General features: G+C 50.4%; 20 protein-coding genes. 6 read left to right on the top strand and 14 right to left on the bottom strand.

All coding sequences use genetic code 11. From position 1 onward, the window contains the following. Positions 1–20: 20 nt before the first annotated feature. Positions 21–1,241 carry a metallophosphoesterase gene (locus tag ACQY18_RS03830; protein WP_428038920.1) on the bottom strand — a complete coding sequence of 407 codons (1,221 nt, stop codon included), beginning with the start codon at positions 1,239–1,241 and terminating at the stop codon, positions 21–23. A gap of 100 nt (positions 1,242–1,341) precedes the next feature. On the opposite strand from ACQY18_RS03830, the gene ACQY18_RS03835 reads away from it, so the two are divergent. The 4 genes from ACQY18_RS03835 to ACQY18_RS03850 are packed head-to-tail and all read left to right on the top strand — an operon-like array spanning position 1,342 to position 4,536. Beyond that, on the top strand, positions 1,342–2,241 hold the full coding sequence (locus ACQY18_RS03835) for a hypothetical protein (RefSeq protein ID WP_176777502.1): 900 nt from the start codon (positions 1,342–1,344) through the stop codon (positions 2,239–2,241). An 11-nt stretch (positions 2,242–2,252) separates the two neighbouring features. Then, complete coding sequence (locus ACQY18_RS03840) at positions 2,253–3,005, top strand: sensor histidine kinase (RefSeq protein WP_428038921.1); 753 nt, start codon at positions 2,253–2,255, stop codon at positions 3,003–3,005. Continuing rightward, a complete protein-coding gene (locus ACQY18_RS03845) occupies positions 3,002–3,511 on the top strand; it encodes a hypothetical protein (RefSeq protein ID WP_176777504.1) in 510 nt (169 codons plus the stop codon). Before ACQY18_RS03840 ends, ACQY18_RS03845 begins: the two co-directional genes overlap by 4 nt. Positions 3,512–3,513: 2 nt before the next feature. Continuing rightward, positions 3,514–4,536, top strand: a complete 1,023-nt coding sequence (locus tag ACQY18_RS03850) for an AI-2E family transporter (RefSeq protein ID WP_176777505.1) — start codon at positions 3,514–3,516, stop codon at positions 4,534–4,536. A gap of 205 nt (positions 4,537–4,741) precedes the next feature. Here the strand turns inward: ACQY18_RS03850 and ACQY18_RS03855 are convergent, their stop codons facing one another. The 13 genes from ACQY18_RS03855 to ACQY18_RS03915 all read right to left on the bottom strand — a co-directional run bounded on the left by ACQY18_RS03855 (position 4,742) and on the right by ACQY18_RS03915 (position 17,592). Beyond that, positions 4,742–5,287: a hypothetical protein gene (locus ACQY18_RS03855; RefSeq protein WP_428038922.1), complete on the bottom strand. Its 546-nt coding sequence runs from the start codon at positions 5,285–5,287 to the stop codon at positions 4,742–4,744. Between the two features lie 58 nt (positions 5,288–5,345). Next, positions 5,346–5,915 carry a hypothetical protein gene (locus ACQY18_RS03860; RefSeq protein WP_428038923.1) on the bottom strand — a complete coding sequence of 190 codons (570 nt, stop codon included), beginning with the start codon at positions 5,913–5,915 and terminating at the stop codon, positions 5,346–5,348. Between the two features lie 6 nt (positions 5,916–5,921). Next, entirely contained in the window at positions 5,922–6,605 is a 684-nt protein-coding gene (locus ACQY18_RS03865; protein ID WP_176777508.1) for an FKBP-type peptidyl-prolyl cis-trans isomerase, read from the bottom strand. A gap of 10 nt (positions 6,606–6,615) precedes the next feature. Further along, the gene (locus ACQY18_RS03870; RefSeq protein ID WP_428038924.1) at positions 6,616–7,551 is read right to left on the bottom strand and encodes a hypothetical protein; all 936 of its coding nucleotides are present in this window, start codon (positions 7,549–7,551) and stop codon (positions 6,616–6,618) included. Positions 7,552–7,563: 12 nt separating this feature from the next. Beyond that, a complete protein-coding gene (locus ACQY18_RS03875; RefSeq protein WP_428038925.1) occupies positions 7,564–8,865 on the bottom strand; it encodes a hypothetical protein in 1,302 nt (433 codons plus the stop codon). Between the two features lie 12 nt (positions 8,866–8,877). Continuing rightward, positions 8,878–9,468 carry a penicillin-binding protein activator LpoB gene (lpoB, locus tag ACQY18_RS03880; RefSeq protein WP_176777511.1) on the bottom strand — a complete coding sequence of 197 codons (591 nt, stop codon included), beginning with the start codon at positions 9,466–9,468 and terminating at the stop codon, positions 8,878–8,880. Positions 9,469–9,480: 12 nt separating this feature from the next. Then, positions 9,481–9,909: a hypothetical protein gene (locus ACQY18_RS03885; RefSeq protein WP_428038926.1), complete on the bottom strand. Its 429-nt coding sequence runs from the start codon at positions 9,907–9,909 to the stop codon at positions 9,481–9,483. 47 nt (positions 9,910–9,956) lie between these two features. Beyond that, a complete protein-coding gene (locus ACQY18_RS03890; protein ID WP_428038927.1) occupies positions 9,957–10,904 on the bottom strand; it encodes a DMT family transporter in 948 nt (315 codons plus the stop codon). Between the two features lie 213 nt (positions 10,905–11,117). Next, complete coding sequence (locus ACQY18_RS03895; RefSeq protein ID WP_428038928.1) at positions 11,118–12,857, bottom strand: [FeFe] hydrogenase, group A; 1,740 nt, start codon at positions 12,855–12,857, stop codon at positions 11,118–11,120. A 15-nt stretch (positions 12,858–12,872) separates the two neighbouring features. Further along, complete coding sequence (locus tag ACQY18_RS03900; protein WP_428038929.1) at positions 12,873–14,753, bottom strand: NADH-ubiquinone oxidoreductase-F iron-sulfur binding region domain-containing protein; 1,881 nt, start codon at positions 14,751–14,753, stop codon at positions 12,873–12,875. Further along, positions 14,743–15,228, bottom strand: coding sequence for an NAD(P)H-dependent oxidoreductase subunit E (locus ACQY18_RS03905; protein ID WP_176777516.1), 486 nt, complete (start codon positions 15,226–15,228; stop codon positions 14,743–14,745). The genes ACQY18_RS03900 and ACQY18_RS03905 overlap by 11 nt, the downstream gene beginning before the upstream one ends. Positions 15,229–15,370: 142 nt before the next feature. Then, positions 15,371–16,390: a response regulator gene (locus tag ACQY18_RS03910; RefSeq protein ID WP_428038930.1), complete on the bottom strand. Its 1,020-nt coding sequence runs from the start codon at positions 16,388–16,390 to the stop codon at positions 15,371–15,373. Positions 16,391–16,542: 152 nt separating this feature from the next. After that, a complete protein-coding gene (locus ACQY18_RS03915; protein ID WP_428038931.1) occupies positions 16,543–17,592 on the bottom strand; it encodes a DUF1646 family protein in 1,050 nt (349 codons plus the stop codon). Between the two features lie 111 nt (positions 17,593–17,703). Here ACQY18_RS03915 and ACQY18_RS03920 point away from each other — a divergent pair, with 111 nt between their 5' ends. Both ACQY18_RS03920 and ACQY18_RS03925 read left to right on the top strand, forming a co-directional pair. After that, positions 17,704–18,264, top strand: coding sequence for a hypothetical protein (locus ACQY18_RS03920; protein WP_428038932.1), 561 nt, complete (start codon positions 17,704–17,706; stop codon positions 18,262–18,264). A gap of 90 nt (positions 18,265–18,354) precedes the next feature. Then, the gene (locus ACQY18_RS03925; RefSeq protein WP_428038933.1) at positions 18,355–18,789 is read left to right on the top strand and encodes a hypothetical protein; all 435 of its coding nucleotides are present in this window, start codon (positions 18,355–18,357) and stop codon (positions 18,787–18,789) included. Positions 18,790–19,207: the final 418 nt, after the last annotated feature.

Genomic DNA, 19,207 nt, shown 5'->3' on the forward strand with positions numbered 1-19,207 from the left:
GCTTACCAACAGTTGTACATCTACAAATACAGCTCTACGGTGTCTAACAGTTTATCCCCCTGGTCATACACCTTCACCGTCATCTTCCTATCCACAATCTTCCCCTGTGCATAGTGGTACGCCGCCACATAGCGGGCGGTGGAAGCATCACTGGAGGCCCGCTTCTGCGGTTGCGCACCGCCGCCGCCCAGCGTCATATACACCACCCCGCGTTGGTTCGGCTCCCCGCGCCACATGGGGAAAGTGCGCTCATAATCGGCCGCGTTGCCTTGCAACACCAAATTTACTTTATAATCTTCAAACAATTTGGAAAGTTTGGCGAACGCCTCGTTATTGGCGGGGGTGGCCCCGGTGGAATAAAGCGGCGCGTTGATTACCACAATCTTCCATTTGCCGTCCACATTGGTTGTTAAACTGGTTTTAAGCCACTTGATTTGCGCGGAATTTTCTTCCAAGCTGGGGGCCCAAACGGCGCCGTAAGTGGTGTTGGCATCCAAAAAGATAAACCGCGCATTGGCCGTATCAAACGAATAATATTTGGGCGTTCCCGTCCCCCAACTCATATTATGGAATTGGGAATAGTTCGCCCGCAAAAACGGCTTACTGCTTTTTTCCGCCCGGTTGGGGCCGTACTCGTTGGGGCCCAACGCCACCAAAAGCGGGTTGCGGGCCAAAACATCCTTAAACGGGGTGAAAAATTCGCGGTCGGCATCACTATCCAACCCGCTATGGGTCAGGTTGCCGGTATGGATTAAAAAATCCGCCGTGCGCGCTTTCATGCGGGCCGCTAACTGCATACGCGCCTGCTCGGCCGGGTCCGGCACCGGCAAACCGTCCGGCCCGGCGGCGGGTTCAGCGGCGCCCGTGTTGCCAATGGCTAAAAATTGCACCTCTTTGCGCTCCGGGGAGAACAGCGTTTTGAAACTGCCCTCTACCGGGTTTTGCACACCGTCTTGGGCGGAGTTTTCCACATACAGGCGGTAGCAATACTCCTGGTTGGGCACTAACCCATACAAAACGGCTTTGTGGCGCGTACCGGCCGGAGTAATCGTCATCAGCTGATTACAGCGCGGGGCGGGGCCGTATTCCAACCACGCGGGGGTGGAGTCGCTAGTCTGCCAATGCAAAATCAACGTGGTTTGGGTGGGGTCTTCCAAATAAGGCCCGCGGATAATTTGCGCCGCACCGCCCGGCAAGGCGGCCGACACCAATAAAATAAAGGGTAAAAAAAGTTTCTTCATACTTTTTATTTTACTAAAATATGCTCCCCAATACCGCATACCCGCCGAATATCTTAAATAATCCGCGCCAGAAGGGCTTAAATTTTGGTAAATTAATAGTATGAGAAAATTATTTTTTACTATTTTTGCTTTAGGTTTGCTGGCTCCGGCTTTGCAGGCCGATACTGTGGATGCAAAAGCGTCCTATTTGTGGTCTAACCGCATTAATCAGGGGATTGCCTCTTTTACCGTTAAGCCGTCTATGCTTACGGAAATAGGTGTTGCCGGGCGTTATGTAAAAGACCGCAACGACTACGCCTACGGGCGGTTTAAGGACCCGATTTACTCCGTCTACCTGCCCATGCGGCTGGAACTGGAACTTTTAGACGTGGAATTAACCCCCTTTTATTATTTTGAAAACGATTCCGCCGAAAACGCCTCCTATCAAAAAGCCTCCGGCTATGGGGCCACTTTCGCCCTGACGGTGCTGATGGAAGACGACCAAGTAAACGATATTTACACCCACGCCCGCGTAGGGGCGGCCTATGCCAAACAAGACGGAACCTTATTCAAAAATAATGCCGCCGGAGAAAACACCTCGTACGCGCAAGCGGCCTACTTTTTGCATTTAAGACAAAGCCTGTTCCAGGCGTACCGCTTTGACGTGATGGGGGCGGCGTTCCAATACCCGGACGGCATTAAAGATGTAAATGCGTTCCGCGGGGTAATGAACCAGCAGGATTTAGTATCCCTGCAAACGCTGGACGTGACGCGCGATTTGCGCAAGTATTCCGTGGGCGGGCGTTTTACGCGCACCTGGCAAGACAAACCCTCGGCCCTGTATTTCGGTTATTCTTTTACGGAAAATTACACGGCCGACCCGGACCACTCTTTCTTATTGGGCAATTCCTTTTTAATTGTTAAAAATGTATATGTGGATATGGCCTACAACCATTTGGAAACTTCCGGCCATAAAAACAAACGCGACGTATTTTACGTCAGCGCGAACTTTTCCTTTTAGGGCGGCATGTTATGAGTGAACAGGATAAAACTATCAAAGACCCCTCCGGCAAAATTTTGTCGCTGGTGTCGCACAAATTAAAAACGCCGCTTTCCATTATCAACGGCTACTCGGAAGCTATTTTATCCCAAGCCGGGAAAGAGAAATTTTCCCCCTTTGCGGCCAAAGCCTTGGAAGAAATCAACAAACAAGGGCTTAAAATGGCCGAACTCGTGGATAAACTGCTAACCTATAACAAAGTATCCCGCATGAGCGTAAAAGAGCTTAAAAGGGAGGCTGTCCCCTTAAAAGCACTGGCTAAAGAATGTGCCAGCGCGGCGATTGCCAAAGATGACGACTCCGTGGCCGTATCTTCGGCCGAGCCCACCGCCAAACGCGGCACTTATATAGAAATTGACTGCTCCGAAAGTTTAACCATTCAAGCCGATAGGGAAATTTTGAAAGCCATGTTGGAAGAAATGTTGGATAACGCCATTAAATTTAATAATAAAATGGAAAAAATTATTAAGGTACAAGGCGCCAACCACGGCGACAGCATTTCTATTTCCGTGCGGGATTACGGCGCCGGCATCCGCCCGCAGGATGTGCCGCATATTTTTGACCCGTTTTATCAGGTGGATGACTACTTTACCGGGCAAATTAACGGGTGGGGCTTGGGCCTTGCCATGATAAAACGCGGAGCCGAATTGCACGGCGGGACCGTCAATGTAGTGTCGGACCGCGGCCTGGGCTCTATTTTTACCATTACATTACCGATACAATGAACGCACTGGATTACTTACATTATGCCGCCGGAGCATTAGACACTTTCCGCACCCAACTGGTGGCAGATACGGCAAAAATTGCGGAATTTACCCGCCGTTTGGAACAAATATGCAGCCAACTGCATAAAAATACGGAAGTGCGGGACACCGCCTTTGCCACGGAATTTAACAGCTTCTGCCTGGATTTACGCACCCGGACCGACCAACACACCACCGTATGGGCCGCCGTCCGCGCCGAAGTGAGAAAATGGACCCGGGCGGATTACCAAACGGGTTTGGCACTGCCGGCTAAAGGGTTCAACAATAAGGCCAAAACTTTTTCCCGCGCGTGTGACGAATTTACCACCGCTTATTATTCTTTTTACCGTATTTACAAAGGCTATACCGCCCAAAAATTGAATGTTTTTCTGCTGAGCGCCTGCAACACGGATATTAACAACATAACGGATAAAATTTTATTTTTAGCGCGGGAAATAGCCAAAAACGCAGAACGCTTCCGGGGGTAGCTATGCTGAGTAAAGAAAAACCGTTTTACTACTATCAAAAAATGGGCACCATTTGCCTGACGATTATTGCCGCCGGAGTAGTGACGGCTATTTTGGTCTATACCAAAGCGGTGCTGATTCCGCTGGTAATTTCTATTTTTCTTTACACTATTTTAATGCAAATGACCCGCCTGCTGCACAATAAACTTTCCTTTCCCAAGTGGCTGGCGGTGGCGGTATCCATTATTGTTTTTTTGGCATTTTTTACGGCGATTGTTTTGTTTACCGTCAATTCCGTCGGCGGGTTTTTGAAAGGGGCGGAACTGTATAAAGAAAACCTGCTGGGCACCGCGGCGGATTTAATTTCCCGCGCACAAGCCCATGGGATAGACATAGACAAAACGTCCATACTTTCTTACTTAAAAGAACTGCCCGTATTTAACTGGCTGAAAAACTTCGGCGGTAAATTATTTTCTTTAATTTCAAACAGCACGCTGATTATGCTGTTTATCATTTTCTTTCTTTTGGGCGGCAAAAAAACGCCCCCCATTACCAATGAAACCATTAAAGAAATGATGAACAATGTATCTATTTATTTATCCGTAAAAACGATTACTTCCCTGGCAACGGGCCTGATTATTGCCATCATTTTACTGGCGTTCAAAGTAAAACTGGCCCTGCTGTTTGCGCTGTTTGCGTTTCTGCTTAATTTTATACCGAGTGTAGGCTCTATTATTGCGGTATTGCTCCCGGTGCCGGTGTTATTTTTGCAGTTTGGCCTGGGCGGGCATTTGTGTTTGATTGTAGGCTTGCTGACCGCTACGGAATTTATTATCGGCAATTTAATTGAGCCCCGCTTTTTGGGCGACGGTATGGACTTGCACCCGGCGGTGGTGATTGCCTCTTTAATTTTTTGGGGGCTTGTATGGGGCGTGCCGGGGGCGTTTTTGTCCGTGCCGATTACGGCTTCCGTAAAAATCATTTTAAGCAAAATAAAACACACCCGCCCGGTGGCAGAATTACTGGCCGGGAGATTACCCCATTAAAATTTTTTCCGCCAGCAAAGAACACAAAAAGCCCCGCCGGTTTGGCGGGGCTTTTTTATAAGCGTTTGATACATCTATACGACTCAATGCGTGGTTTGACGGCATACATTGGTGGAGTTTTTATAAGCGTTTAGTGCATCTATACAACCCGGGTACATCAAAAAACCCCCGCTTTTTAGCGGGGGGTTTTTATAAGTTCAAAGCATTACTGCATTTCTTCGCGCACTTTATTAAACAAATTGCTGGCCGTTGCGCGGGTTAAAAAACTTTCCCATTCTTGTGGGGACATTTCAAAATCGTCCATCACAATATAAGAAATTTCCCGCGACGCATCTTTCCCCAGCGGTTTGTTTTCTTTCAGGTATTCGCGTTCCAGCTCCACATAGCGGCTGGCCACGGCATAATCAATATCATCTTGGGAATAGGCCGTTTGCGGGGTCACTTCCGGCGCGGTTTCTTCCACCGGGATAGTAAGCGATTGAGGCGGCAAGACGGAGTCCGTCAAGTCCGTTTCCGGGGCGGCCTGCGCGTCCGGCGCGGTTTGGGCGGCCGGGGCGGGTTTATCTCCGGCAGGCGGCAAGACTTCCCCGCGGGCGGGCGGCATGGAAGGATGAATCTGGGGTTGTTCACTCCGGGGGGTATTTACCACACGGCCCGCAAGCAGGTTGGAACAAGCGCTCGGATTCACAATAAAATAAATACTTAAAATAATAAAAACCAATACGGCGGCTTTACCAAATATTTTTAACACGTTAGAGCCTCCTATGTAGATAGAATACAATATTTTGGGCACTTGGTTAAAATTTTTATCATGGGGCGGGCTCGGCGGGGGTGGCCGGAACGTGGTTTTCCCCTTGCAAAACGCGCACGCTCTGCACATATTGGGGATTACTGAAAATCTGTTCCACCGCGGCGGAAAACTCCGGTTTTTTCATATATTTTTGAACCACCTGCGCCACTTGCGGGTGGCTTTGCATTAACTCCTGCAACCGGGGGCCGCTTAAATCCGCTAGGTCTTTGGCCTGCCCTTGCGTGGCGGAAGAAAGCTCCCGGTTGAATTGTTGCATAACGGGGTCTTTGGCATAGTCGGCCAAAATGGAACGCACGGTTAAATCCGCCTGTTCGGCCTCTTGTTGGGGCGAGAGCGGGGCATCTTCCAAAAATACATCTTGGCTGTTTTCCGGCGCATAACGGATGGGCGGCGGGGTGAAATCCGCCTGCGGGGCCGCCATAGAAACAGGCACCTCTTGGAAGGTGGGGGCCTCCAAGGCGGCCTGCCGCTCCCGGTACTGCGTAAAAGCACGGTAGCCGTGCAGTGCCCCCATAAGCACCGTCACGGCTACCATAATTCCAATTAAAAAATAACTGGTTTTAGACATTCTTTTTTATAAGACTTCCAACAATTCCACCGTAAAAACCAACGTGGAGTTAGGCGGAATAGGCCCCAACGGGCGGTTGCCGTAAGCGGTATCCGCCGGGCATACAATTTTGGCTTTGGCGCCGGGCTTCATGGCTTGAATGGCCTTCGTCCAGCAAGGCACCACGTCCGTCAAAGCAAAGCTGGCCGCTTCGCCGCGGTCATAAGAGCTGTCAAACTTAGTTCCGTCAATCAGGGTGCCTTCGTAATTTACTTTTACGGTAGCATCCGCCTTGGGGGCTTTGCCTTTGCCCGCGCGGGAAAGTTTAATCATGGCGCCGTTATCCAATTTTTTAACGCCTTTTTCTTTGGCGAAGTTATCCATATATTCCTGTTGCAGGGCTTGGCGTTTTTGGTCAATCAGTTCGGCATCCTGGCGGTATTTTTCAATAATTTGGGGTTTGTAATGTTCCAAATCCGTCTGCGGTTTTTTATTGAGCAAGCTGTCACGCATTCCCTGGGATAAGGCTTTATAGTCGTCTTCATTATCCAAAATTAATTGTTTTTTCAGGTTATCCCCCAACAAAAACCCCAACGAATACAACATTTTGTTGCGTTCGGCCGGGTCTGCCTGGGTGGCGGCGGTATCCGCCGTTTGCGCGCCCAACAGGCACGGCACTAACAATAAGGCTAATATCCAATATTTTTTCATTTGTGTTCTCCTATCTTATTTTCAAATACGTCAACATTCTTTGCGAAATTTGTTGGGAGGCTTTTTCCCCCACGCCCTGCATACTGCGCCGCAGGGAATCCGCCGCGCGCGAAGTGCCCGCCCTATCCTGCACATGAAAGCGCGCAAAGGTGACCCCCAGCGTTTCGTCCACCATACTTACGGAGGCCCCGCTGGAACACCATTCCAACCCTTTTACTTTTTCGGATTCGTACCCGTCCACGGTGGTTTCCACCCGCACCGTTAGCGGCGCATCCGTGGCGGAAGCATCCGCCACGCCCAGGCCCAACCGGTTCAGCGCATCCGTAATCAACGCGGTAAGCACCAAATGTTGCGGCCCTTGGGTTTGGACAGATACCTTTACCGCGCCCATGGCGTTTTTCAAGGCCGCTTTATAAGTGGCAAAATCGTCCGCTTTGTACCCTTCCTGATTAGCGTTGATAAACGCATACAAATCCTGGTAGGCGTTGCGCTCTTGCACGAAAGGCTGCATATTGAGCGCCAATTTTAAGGCGGCAAACGGCTCCGGCCCGGCGTTTAATTTTTTGGTAAACCCGGCCAGTTTGGCGTCCAGCGTATCCATGTGCGGGGTGAGCATGCCCTGCGCCAACGCCCGGTCCAACACCGCTAAAGCAAAATAATTGGCCGGTTTAGCGCCCTTTTCCTTCCATACTTTTTCCGTTTTTGCATTGGCTAAAACATCCGCCAGCACCGGCAGTTGGGCGGCATCCGGCGCGCCGTTTTGCAGGGCCGCGCGCATATTGGCCCGCGCATTTGCTTGGGCCGAGGCTTTGTCCGGGCCGTTCCCGGCCACCACATAATAGCGGGTATGGTCAAACAAAGAAGTTTGATAATTGACCGTATTTTTATTAATGTGCGCACACGCCGCCAAAAGCACGGCCGCACTTAAAACAAACCATTTTTTCATATCCGTTCCCCTTTATTGGGCCGTGCGGTGTTGCAAAAAGAGCCGTTGCCCGGCCTTTACCCGCACGGTGCCAAAATCGTGTTCTCCTATTATATTACCATTTCCGTCTTGCAATAGCAGGCGGATTTGGTGGGTTCCCGCCGGCAAAAACAAGCGCGAAAGCCGCACCTGCGCCGGGAGCGTAAACCATTGGCGGGTATCCGCCTTTTCCGTCAGCGCGCCGAATATATCCACCACCATACCGGCCAGTTCGCCCACGGTTTTATCGTCGGCGGCTTGGGCGGCGGCGTGGCGCGCTTGTGTAGCCAAAACCTGTTTGACTACCGCCCGGGTGGCCAACCTAAACCAAATGCCCGGCAACTGCTCTTGCAACCATTTTTTTATGATGTCAGAAGTATCTTGCACCAGTTGGGTTTTACCCGCCGCCATGCCGTCCACGGCCACTAAAGAACCCGCCACCCGGTACGGCTGTTCCTCTAGCACCGGGTACGCCACCGTGACGGAGCGGCCGGAAAGCCCCGCACGCAGGGCGTTTTCCACTTCCGGGCTGATACTTTCCCCCTCTGTGGGCGCGGCCGACCACGCCAACAGCCAATCCCACCCTACTTGAAAGGTTTGGCTTTTGCGCAAGGGCACCAGGCCGTTATAGTGGAAAATAAGCACTTCGCCCATTTGCCCGGCCAGGGCCGGCACCGGGAAAGACGGCTTATTCCAACCGTTTTTTTGATAGGCGGCCAGCGCATTGGTGCGCGCAATCCGCGCATCACTTAACCGCCCGCCGGATTCAAACACCAAACTGGCAAAGTATTGCACAAAAGCGTCATCCGTATACCCTTTATTTTTAGAGCCGCGCAAATAATCCAAATAAAAAACGGCCTTGCGGGCTTCCACCAGGGCGCCTTGCAAATCATTTTGCTGTAAAAAATTCATGCCCCTAAAAAAGAAAGTTAGCGCCTGTTCGTACGGGGGCACATAATAAGGGGCCGTTAAATCATTAATCAGCAAAGTTCCGGCGGCGCCGCTGATACTTTTGGCATACAAACGGTTGATTTCGTCCTGCGCCAGTGCAAACTGCCTATCACTGGCGGCGTACTGCCCGGCATATTGCAAAAGGGCCGCTTTGTCCAAATAGAACAAAGCGGCATCCTTTGCACGGTAAAACTTTTTTTTGTCACTGTCCAGCTTTTCGGCCGCTTGGGCAAATTGGCCCGCGGCCTGGGTTTGGTTGACGGCTTTTTTATAACGTAAAGAAGGCACGCCGGCACACGCCGAACACAACACCGCCGCACAAACCAAAATAGCCGGGGCCTTCATCCGCGCACCGCCTTACCAAGCCACTTTACTGCGTTTGACGTATTTTTTAATCTGTTTTTGTCCGTTCCACACAATTTGGTTGGTTTCCAAATTAATCAGTTTCATATTTACCTGATAAAACACCAACGCTTTTTTGCCGGATTTATCCACCACGGAATTGAGCGTGCCGCTTAACATAAAATCCGCACCGATTTCTTTACCAAACGCTTTGCGGGTTTCTTCAGAGGCAAATTCGTCCTGTTCCAGGCGCTCGGTGCGCACTTCGCCGCGTTCGCTTTTGGAAGCCACAAACTCCACTTTGCCGGAGTTAATCAGCGCGCGCTGGATTTCTTCCACAAACACGTCCGTATTGATGTGTTCCATACTGTTATTGGAAACCGTACCCACAATCACCACCGGCTCTTTGCCCAGTTTCAGCAAGGTTTTATTGTACCAGCCGGCGTTCAAACAATCGTTAATCATTTCGGCCGCCACCATTTGCGCGTCCGTATCGTTCCAACCGCCGCCGACGTCTTTTACCAAATTGGTTTCCACCCGCTTAATACTGGGGGAGCAACCGAATACAAACGGCACCACCAATAAAGCAAATACCCATTTTTTCATTTTTATCTCCTGTTAAACACCTACCCGCGCACAAATGTGCGAGCCCGCAATAGATTTTTCTTCATGCGAGCAATCCGCCTGCCCGGTAGCTACGTCCACCGTAAGCCATTTGGCGATATTTTTATGTTTGGCATAGACTTTACCGTCTTGCATATAAAAATCATAAAACTCACATTCCAACACGTTTACCCCGTTTTGTGTCACTTGCGGGCACGTTAGCGGCAGGCCGATAGCGGCCCAATCCGCGGCATATTGCCCGTTGTGCGCGGCGGCATAAGTGCTTTGGGCCTGCGCCATATTGCGGGCCGAGGAAAGCGCCTCTTTCGCGCGGGAAATTTCCCGGTGTTTGGCATATTGGGGCCAGCCCAACGCCGCCACAAACCCAAACAGCAGTACCAAACCAAAGACAATCGTGTGTATAGAACCGCGTTGTCCTAACATGATATTCTCCTTTAATGTAATTTTTTATATTGTAGCAAAAACTGTAATTAATGATACGGCACAATATGCGGGTGGATTTTGCGCACCTTGGTAATATATAAAAATTTACCTTTGCGGTAGCCTTTGGTCAGCATGGGCGACAATATAATCAGCGTGACCGCCGTAATAATCAGCACCAACCCGCACGCCACACTGCGCGTGAACGGCTCCTTAAACACGCTCACGCCGATAATCATAGCCGTCAGCGGCTCGCACGCGCCCAACACCGCCGACAGGGTGGAGCCGATATTTTTGATGGCATACACCAAAGACAGGTTGGAAATGACCGTCGGCACCAAAGCCAACATCAGCAAATGGAAATGCGCGTTCCAACCGTGCGCGGACTGTATGCCGCCTTTGCACAGGGCCGCAAGCCCAAAAAGCACGGCCGAAAACAAAAACACATAAAAGGTTAATTTCCACGCGCACATATTTTGCACGCACGATTTATTCACCCCAATAATATACACCCCGTAGGACAACGCCGACAGCACCCCCAAAACAACCCCGGTGGCCTGTATGCCGCCCGCGGAGCCCGCGCCGGAGAGCAACGCCACCCCCACCAAAGACATCCCAATCGCCACATATACAAATACGGAAAGTTTTTCCTTAAAAAATACTGCCATTAGCACCGCCACAAACACCGGGTATAAAAAGATGATAGTGGTGGCAATACCGCTGGCCAAATAATCATAAGACCAAAACAAAAACAAGGCCGAACCTATATACAGCAGGCTCAAATAGCCCAGCGTTCCACATTCCTTGCCGGAAATGCGGAAAGTCTTGCGCGTTAAGGCCACCGCCACGCCCAACAACAGCGCCGACAGCGCAAAACGGTAAAACAAAATTGTAGGCAACTGCATGCCGCCGCGCATAAGCGGCAGGGTAAAAAGCGGAATGGTGCCAAACGTGGCCGAAGTAAGTATTCCGCATAAAAGTCCGTTCCAATAGTGCATATTTATATTTTAGCTAAATAAAAGCAGGCACAAAAGCTCCGCGCACGCCCGAAAGCCACGCTCCCTGGCGGCATTTGCAAACCAACCGCGCGCCCTAAAAAATTCCCCTTGCGGTGCGAGCCGATTTTTCCCCTTTCCGCAAACTTTCGCGCACATAAAAAGAGGGCCCCCGGCGGGAGCCCCCAAATACCTGCTAAAAAGTGCGGACAGGGATTATTCTTCTTCCCGTATGCGTACTTTTTTGGATTTGTAATGCGTATGCAACAGTTGGTGCGCCACCGGGCCGCCCACTTTATCCAAAATGCGCCCGTACAACGCCAGCACCCCGCTGTTATCTTGGGATTTATAGGCCAGTTCCGTATCTTCCTGATACAGTCCGTCCGCACGCACTTTGCGCGGGGCCCAACCGTCAAACTGCGGTTGGCCCGCACCGGCCACACAACCGCCCTGGCAGGACATAACCTCTATAAAATCATAATGGTCTTTGCCCGCCTTAATATCTTCCAACAGTTTACGCGCATTTTTGAGCCCGCTTACTACCGCGGTGCGGATTTTTACATCCCCGATAGTAATGGTTTTTTCCTTAAACACTTTGGGCTCCCTTAAACTGGTAAACTTTACACTGCGCGCACCGGCCGGGTCCAGTTCGGCCACGGCATAACGCAAGGCCGCTTCCATCACACCGCCGGACGCACCGAAAATCACCCCGGCACCGGTTTTGGTGCCAAAGGGCATATCAAACCATTCGTTTTCCAAATGGGCAAAGTCTATGCCGGCCTCTTTAATCATACGCGCAAGCCCCACGGTAGTGACTACATAGTCCGTATCCGGGTTGCCGTTTACATAAAATTCCCCGCGTTTAGCTTCCGATTTTTTGGCCGAACACGGCATAATGGCCACCACTACCAGGTCTTCCCGCTTGCCGCCGCGTTCCTCGTAATCTGCCTTGAGGATAGGGCCCATCATTTGCATCGGGGAGCGGGCCGTGGACAAATTGGGGATAAACTCCGGCGCAAATTTTTCCACATAGTTCACCCACGCCGGGCAACAGCTGGTAAATTGCGGCAGGTTGGTGCCTTTTCTAAAGCGTTCCAAAAATTCGCCGGCTTCTTCCACAATGGTCAAATCGGCCGCGAACGCCGTGTCGTACACATAGTCAAAGCCCAGCATACGCAAGGCCGCGGCAATTTTGCCGTCCACATTTTGCCCTTGCGGCAGGCCGAAGATTTCGCCCAATCCCACGCGCACGGCCGGCGCAATATGCACCGCCACTTTTTTGGCCGGGTTATTAATGGCCTTAAAAACGTCTTCAATTTCCGAAGAATTGGGCATCAGCGCCCCGGTAGGGCACACCCGCGCGCACTGGCCGCAGGAAACACATTCGTGGCTTTGGCCCAATTCTTTATTAAACGCCGTGGCAATTTTGGAGCGGAACCCGCGGAACGCAAAATCAATCGCGCCGATACCTTGGACTTCGTTGCAGATACGCACGCAGTTGCCGCACAAAATACATTTGCTGTGGTCACGCACTAACGCCGGGGAAGTGGCATCTTTATGGCTATCCAACTTTTTAGATTTGAAGCGGATTTCCGTCACGTCCAAATCTTTGGCCAGTTTTTGCAATTTGCAATTATTGGATTTACTGCAAAGGGTGCAATCGTGGTTGCCGGAGGACAACAAAAGCTCCAAATTAATGCGGCGCAATTTGCGGATTTCGTCGCTGTTTACGCGCACTTTCATTCCGTCTTTCGGGGCCACCGTGCAGGAAGCCACAATGCCCATGCCCTCTACTTCCACCAAACACAAGCGGCACGCGCCATAGGCGGCCAGTTCCGGGTGGTAGCAGAAAGTGACGATATTAAAATGCGCTTTGCGGATAAGCTCCAGCAAGTTTTTCTCCCCTTCAATGGGAACTCTTTTACCTTCAATGGTCACAAATTGTTCTTTTTCCATACATACGCTCCTGGGTTAGGCGGTGACAACCGCGCCAAATTTGCAAGTGGATTTACAGCCCCCGCACTTGATACATTTTTTGGGGTCAATTTGATGCGGCTTGCCTACTTCCCCGCTGATAGCGGAAACAGGGCACGCACGCTTACACATACCGCAACCTTTGCATTTGGTGGGGTTGATTTCAAACCGGGCCAATGCCTTGCACACCCCGGCCGGGCAGCGTTTTTCCACAACGTGCGCCAAGTATTCGTCCCTAAAATGTTTGAGGGTGGAAAGCACCGGGTTGGGCGCCGTTTTGCCCAGCGCACATAACGAAGATTTTTGCACAGCTTTGGCTAAATCTTCCAAATTTTCCAGGGTTTTTAAGGTCGCCCGGCCCTCTACAATATCGTTGAGCATGGTAAGCATTTGCTCCGTACCTTCCCGGCACGGCACGCACTTACCGCAAGATTCCCGTTGCGTAAACTCCAGGAAAAAGCGGGCCACATTGACCATACAGGTTTTGTCGTTCATGACCACCAACCCGCCGGAGCCCACCATGGCCCCCACGGATTTTAAGGAGTCAAAATCCAAGGGCAAATCCAAATGTTCCCGGGTTAAGCACCCGCCGGAAGGCCCGCCGATTTGCGCGGCCTTAAAAGCCGCTTTGTTGACGGTGCCGTCGTCGTTGGTGGTACCACCGGCTACGTCGTCAATCACTTGGCGCAGGGTGGTGCCCATGGGCACTTCCACCAGCCCCGTATTGGCAATATGCCCCGTGACCGCAAAGGTTTTGGTGCCGGGGCTGCCCAACGTGCCGATTTTGCGGAATTCTTCCGCGCCCATTTCCATTACTTTGGCTACGGTAGCCAAGGTTTCCACATTGTTAATAACCGTCGGCTTGCCGAATAACCCGCTCTGGCTGGGGAAAGGCGGCTTAATTTTGGGCATACCGCGTTTGCCTTCCACGGATGCAATCAGCGCGGTTTCTTCCCCGCACACAAAAGCGCCGGCGCCTTCCATGACATGAATGATAAAATCTTTGCCGGAGCCAAATACATTTTTACCCAATAAACCTAATTTTTCCGCTTGTTCTATGGCTTTGCGCACCCGTTGGATAGCCAGCGGATATTCCATACGCACATACACATAGCCTTCGTCGGCCCCGATGGCGCGCGCCGCAATCATCATGCCTTCCACTACGGCATGAGGGTTGCCTTCCATGACACTGCGGTCCATAAACGCACCGGGGTCACCCTCGTCGGCATTACAAATGACATACTTTTTGGGGCCCGGTTCCACGCGGGTTAAATCCCACTTTTTGCCGGTGGGGAACCCCCCGCCGCCGCGCCCGCGCAAGCCGGAGGCAATCATTTCTTTGCATACTTCTTCATCCGTCATTTGGGTATAGGCGCGTTTGGCCTGGGCATAACCGCCGTGGGCGATATATTCGTTAATATCTTCCGGGTTGATACGCCCGCAATCGTGCAGTAAAAGGCGTTCCTGCTTGGCGTAAAAAGGGATGTCTTCCACCGTTTTGGCCTTTTGGTTGTTGGCGGGATTGTGGTAAAGCAGGCGGTCTATTACTTCCCCTTTTAAGAGGGTTTTTTCTACAATTTCCGGCACATCCTGCGGTTTTACTTTGGTATAAAAAATATCGCCCACGCTAACCAGCGGCCCCATGGCACAAAAGCCGCGGCAGCCGCTCATGCTTAAATAATTTTCGTGGCAATCTTTGGTAATTTGCAAACAAAAGCCGATGTGGCGTTTTTCCATTTCCTGTTGGAACGCCTCGTACACTTTTAAGGAGCCCCCGGCAATACAGCCGGTCCCGCCGCAAATCACAACGCGGCCCGTAATTTTTTTATAGGCGTTTTGGTAATCTTGGGCAATTTGTTCTATGGATTTATTGGGCATGGGCGGCCTCCTGCTTAATAACAGCATCTATCAGTTCTACGGCTTTAGCGGGTGTAATTTGCCCGTGTACCACGTCGTCAATCACCATTACCGGGGCCAGGCCGCACGCGCCTAAACAAGAAACACATTCCAAGGTGAATAGTTGGTCGTCGGTGGTGTCTTGCCCGGGGCGCAGTTTCAGTTTGTCTTTTACGGTATTAATTACAAAGGAAGAGCCTTTTACATGGCAGGCCGTACCGTTGCATACTTTGATGATATGCTTGCCTTTGGGCGTAATGGCAAAATGCGCAAAGAAGGTAGCTACCCCAAACACTTTGGCCGGAGAAATTTCCAACTCGTCGGCGATAAAACGCATAATATCTTCGGGCAGGTAGTTGTAAGCATCTTGTACTTTTTGCAAAATGGGGATGAGTTTGGACGCATCATACCCATGGTCTTTTAGAATTTTTGCGGCGGGTGAGAATCTGTCTGTCATACTTTAAGGCTCCTTAATAAGGTAATACATCAAGTACGAACGGATAAATACTTTTTTGCGCGGAGGGCGCAAAATTTTGCAGGCCCGGGCGGGCCTATAATTCCCATTATAGTTGGTTGTGCCGTCGCTGTCAACTAAATTGCTAACGGTCCCAGCCTTTTAATTTTTTCCAAGTGTAGTAATTGCGCAAGGCGTTTACAAAGGTAAGATAGCCGGACGTGCCGAATAACGCCCCGTCTACGGCGTGGGTGGAAAGCATACCGTCAAAACCCAGCATGAACAATTTTTGCCCGCGATTTTCGGATTCCCCAAAAGCAGATAAAGCCAAAATGGGCATTTTATAACCTTGTTGGCGCAGTTCGGAAGCTAAAAAGAAGCCGCCGCCTTTGGGCATAATCAAATCCGTAATCAACATATCCACTTGCCCGCCTGCGCGCAAAAAGGCCCAAAAATCTTCCTGGCGCTGAAAAACACGCACCTGCAAATTTTTCCCCCATACGCCGTCTTTTTGCCATTGGGTCATGGAGGTTAATACCGCACTGGAGTCGTTCAAAACAACTACTTGCAAATGGGGTGGCAGTTGGTCGGCGGCTTCACGCGCGCGGCGGCGGTTGACAAACGGCAACAACCAGGAATACTCCCGCACCAGCGGAGAGGAGCCGTCCTGCCCGTATAAATAAAATTCCTGCTTATCAAATTTGCGGTCATTGCGCCGCAACGCCTTTGGCAGGGAAATATTCCCCGGGGTGGCAAACGGGTCCAAAGCCGCGCGCAAATCTACTAATTGGCGGCGCGCCACGCTTAACGGCGCATCTTGAAACACCATAGCGCTCCAAGCCAGTTTTTCTTCCAAGCGCGACAGGTGGAAATTCACATCCGCTAGTTCCACCGCGGAAATTTTATCGTTTTTGTGTTGCTGATAAAACAGGCGGGTTTCTATGTGTTTTTTAAGGGCGGCATATTCGCGCATATTGCGGTAATACTGCAACCGCGCCGCGCGCATTTGCACCGGGCTTAAATTATATACGGCGGATTTTAATTTATCGGGCGCAGTGGGAGATACCGTCTGTTTTAATTTTTCGTTCCGGGCCTGCCAGGCTTTGCGCTCCAGCGTCCGGCTTACCGGCTCTTTGGCGTGGGAAGAAACCTTTTTTTGCAACATTTTTTGAGCCGCCGGAACCGCCCTTTTTATAGGGCTTTGCGCCTGCGCTAGAGCGCCCGCCAACCCCACACACAAAACGGCACTTATGCCAAGCCAAAAATGTTTCATATTCTGTATTTGCGGCCCAAAGCAGGCCGCCACCTCTGCCTAATTTATAAAATAATAGAAAGTAAAATAAAGTAAGAGCCCATCAGCCACAAACCCGTCGGCACCGCCACCCGGGCCCATTCCCGGCTTTTAATGCCCAGTTTTTCTGCGGCCACAATGTTGGGCAAGTTCCCCTGCACCAACATACTTCCAAAGGCGGCCAAACCAATCACCATATACATCAAATCTTTAATGCCTATATCGGGCACAATTTCAATAGCGGCCAGAGTGGCATTATCAATAATAACCGATACGGCATTGGCCAAAAAAAGCACCTTGCCGCCCAGTTGGGCAATGGTGCTTTGGGCCAGCGGGCGGAGCCCGGCACTAATTAAGTTCAGCGCGGCCACGAACATATAAATATGCAGGGTGCGTTTGAGCATAGATACATAAGTATCTTTATCTTCCCGGATGTGCATTTGCACCGCGGTACCCGTTTTGCGCACGCAATAACCCGCCGCTATGGAAAGCCCCGCCAACGCAGGCACTATCCACCAAAAGAAATGCCGCGTTAAAAAGAAAAAATCCGCAAAGTGCGGGGCCCCGGTCAGCGCGTTATTAATGGTCAGGCTGAGCGGCTCCGCCAGCGGGGTGAGTACCGCCCCTAGGCCAATGGCATAGCAGGCAAAAACCGTCACGCGCACGGTAGTAGTGCGCTCCAAACTGACTACTTTTAACACTTCCGCCAACACCAGGGCGGATACCGTCACGCTGACTAAACTGGAAGATAACCCCAACACAAACACCAAAATTGCAAAACTGTATTTAGGCTCCACCCGCTTAAAAAAGGCAAACAATACCCTAAATATATAGCGCGAGTAATTGCCGAAAATAACGCTGACTACCAACACCACAAACGCCACATTAACCGGGAAGTTGAGCGTTTCGTACACAAATTTAACGCTCCAACCGCCGCTGATAGTGACGGCCAACGCCCCCACGCCCAGTAAGAATATTTCCAGGTGGCTTTCCACCCATTTGGACGCAAGCGGCCAAACCAGCAGGTTAATAACCACAATGCTTAATAAAATTTTAGTTAAAAGGGATATCTCCATATCTCTATTTTACTAAAAAAGTGCTTACATATTGGGCGCAATTTATATTAGCCCCTCTATTTTGTAAAATATATTAAACGGGAATCACGCCCGCTTTACAGGAGAAAACCCATGAAAAAATTATTTGTTGTTTTTGCTGTATTTGCTATTGCCCCGGCGGCTTTTGCGGCCGTTTCTTGCAACTGCACCGCGGGAGATGCGGACTGCTATATGAATTGTATTCAACAGCAATCCGCCGCGTTGCGCAAAGCCACCGCCCAAAAAGTGAACGCGGCCAAAAAAGCCGCCAACACCACGGACGCCAAAGCCGCGCTGAAAGCCAAAAAAGCCGAAGCCAAACAGGCTCTGGCCGCTAAAAAGGCCGAGGCCAAAAAAGCCGCGCAAGACCAAAAGGCCGCTTTGAAAAACCAAGAAAAACAAGCGGATGCAAAAATTGCCGTCGCCAAAAAGAACGCGCAACAGCAAGTAGCCGCCGCCAAAGCCAGAGTGGAAGAAGCCAAAGCAAAAGCCAAAGCAGCCAAAACGGATAGCGAAAAATCCGCCGCCAAAGCCAAAGTAGCCGAGGCCAAAGCCGCCTTGAAAGCCAAAAAAGCCGAGGCGAAACAAAATGCCAAAAACGCTAAAAAATCTGCCAAAGCTGAATTAGCCGCTTGGAAAAATTTAGCCAAATAAATAACTAACCCAAAAAAGCCGCGCACAAAACGCGCGGTTTTTTATTGGGATTTGCTACAATAAATTATCTTACTTACAGGAGAAATAAAGATGAAAAAAACCATCATTACGCTTTTAGCGCTGTGCCTGGCCTACCCCGCTTTTGCGGCTACCGCCACCACCTGCACTTGCGCCGAGGGGGATGCGCTTTGCAGCAGTGCTTGCGCGCGCGCCAAAGTGACGGCCGCTAAAAAATCCGTAAAGGAAAAAACCGCCGCCGCCAAAAAGGCCGCCCAAGACAAAAAAGCGCAAGTCAAAGCCAATAAAAAAGACCGCACTGCCTCCGCAGATGCCAAAAAAGCCTTAAAAGAAAAACGGGACGCGGCCGAAGCCAAACTCAAAAACGCCAAAAAAGATGCCAAGGCCAAACGTGCGGCAGCAAAAGCTAAATCCAAACAAGACCAAGCAGACGCCAAAGCCAAATGGAAAGATGCCAAAAAAGCGGCCAAAGCGGAAGCAAAATCTTGGAAAGAACTAACCAAATAGTTTTTGGTAAAAAACCGGAATATTTTACATTCCGGTTTTTTTCTGTTTCAAACACCTTTTCCGCAGGACAAAAAACCCCCGCTTATCCACGCGGGGATTTTTTATAATAAACCTGCTAACAGACAACAAAAAACAGCCCTGTTAAATCAAGGCTGTTTGAATCTTTCTGACGATAAAATGAATATTTATTCATCCAAAAGTTGTAGCAAAAATTAATGGGGTGGTGTCCACTTGCGGCTACCCTGTTGCTATTGCCTTCCCGCCTAAAAGATAGTTTTTCTGTGCCTGCAAACAGGGAATATCTTTATGTTGCGAGGCGCCTTTTGTATCTATTTTCTATCCAGATATTAAGATAAGCGAAATAAGGCTTTCAAAAATGGAGAAATTCCCTGATATGCAGGGAAAATACAGGGAATTT

This window comes from Candidatus Avelusimicrobium faecicola (assembly GCA_900540405.1).
In the GTDB taxonomy this organism is placed as follows: Bacteria; Elusimicrobiota; Elusimicrobia; order Elusimicrobiales; family Elusimicrobiaceae; genus Avelusimicrobium; species Avelusimicrobium faecicola.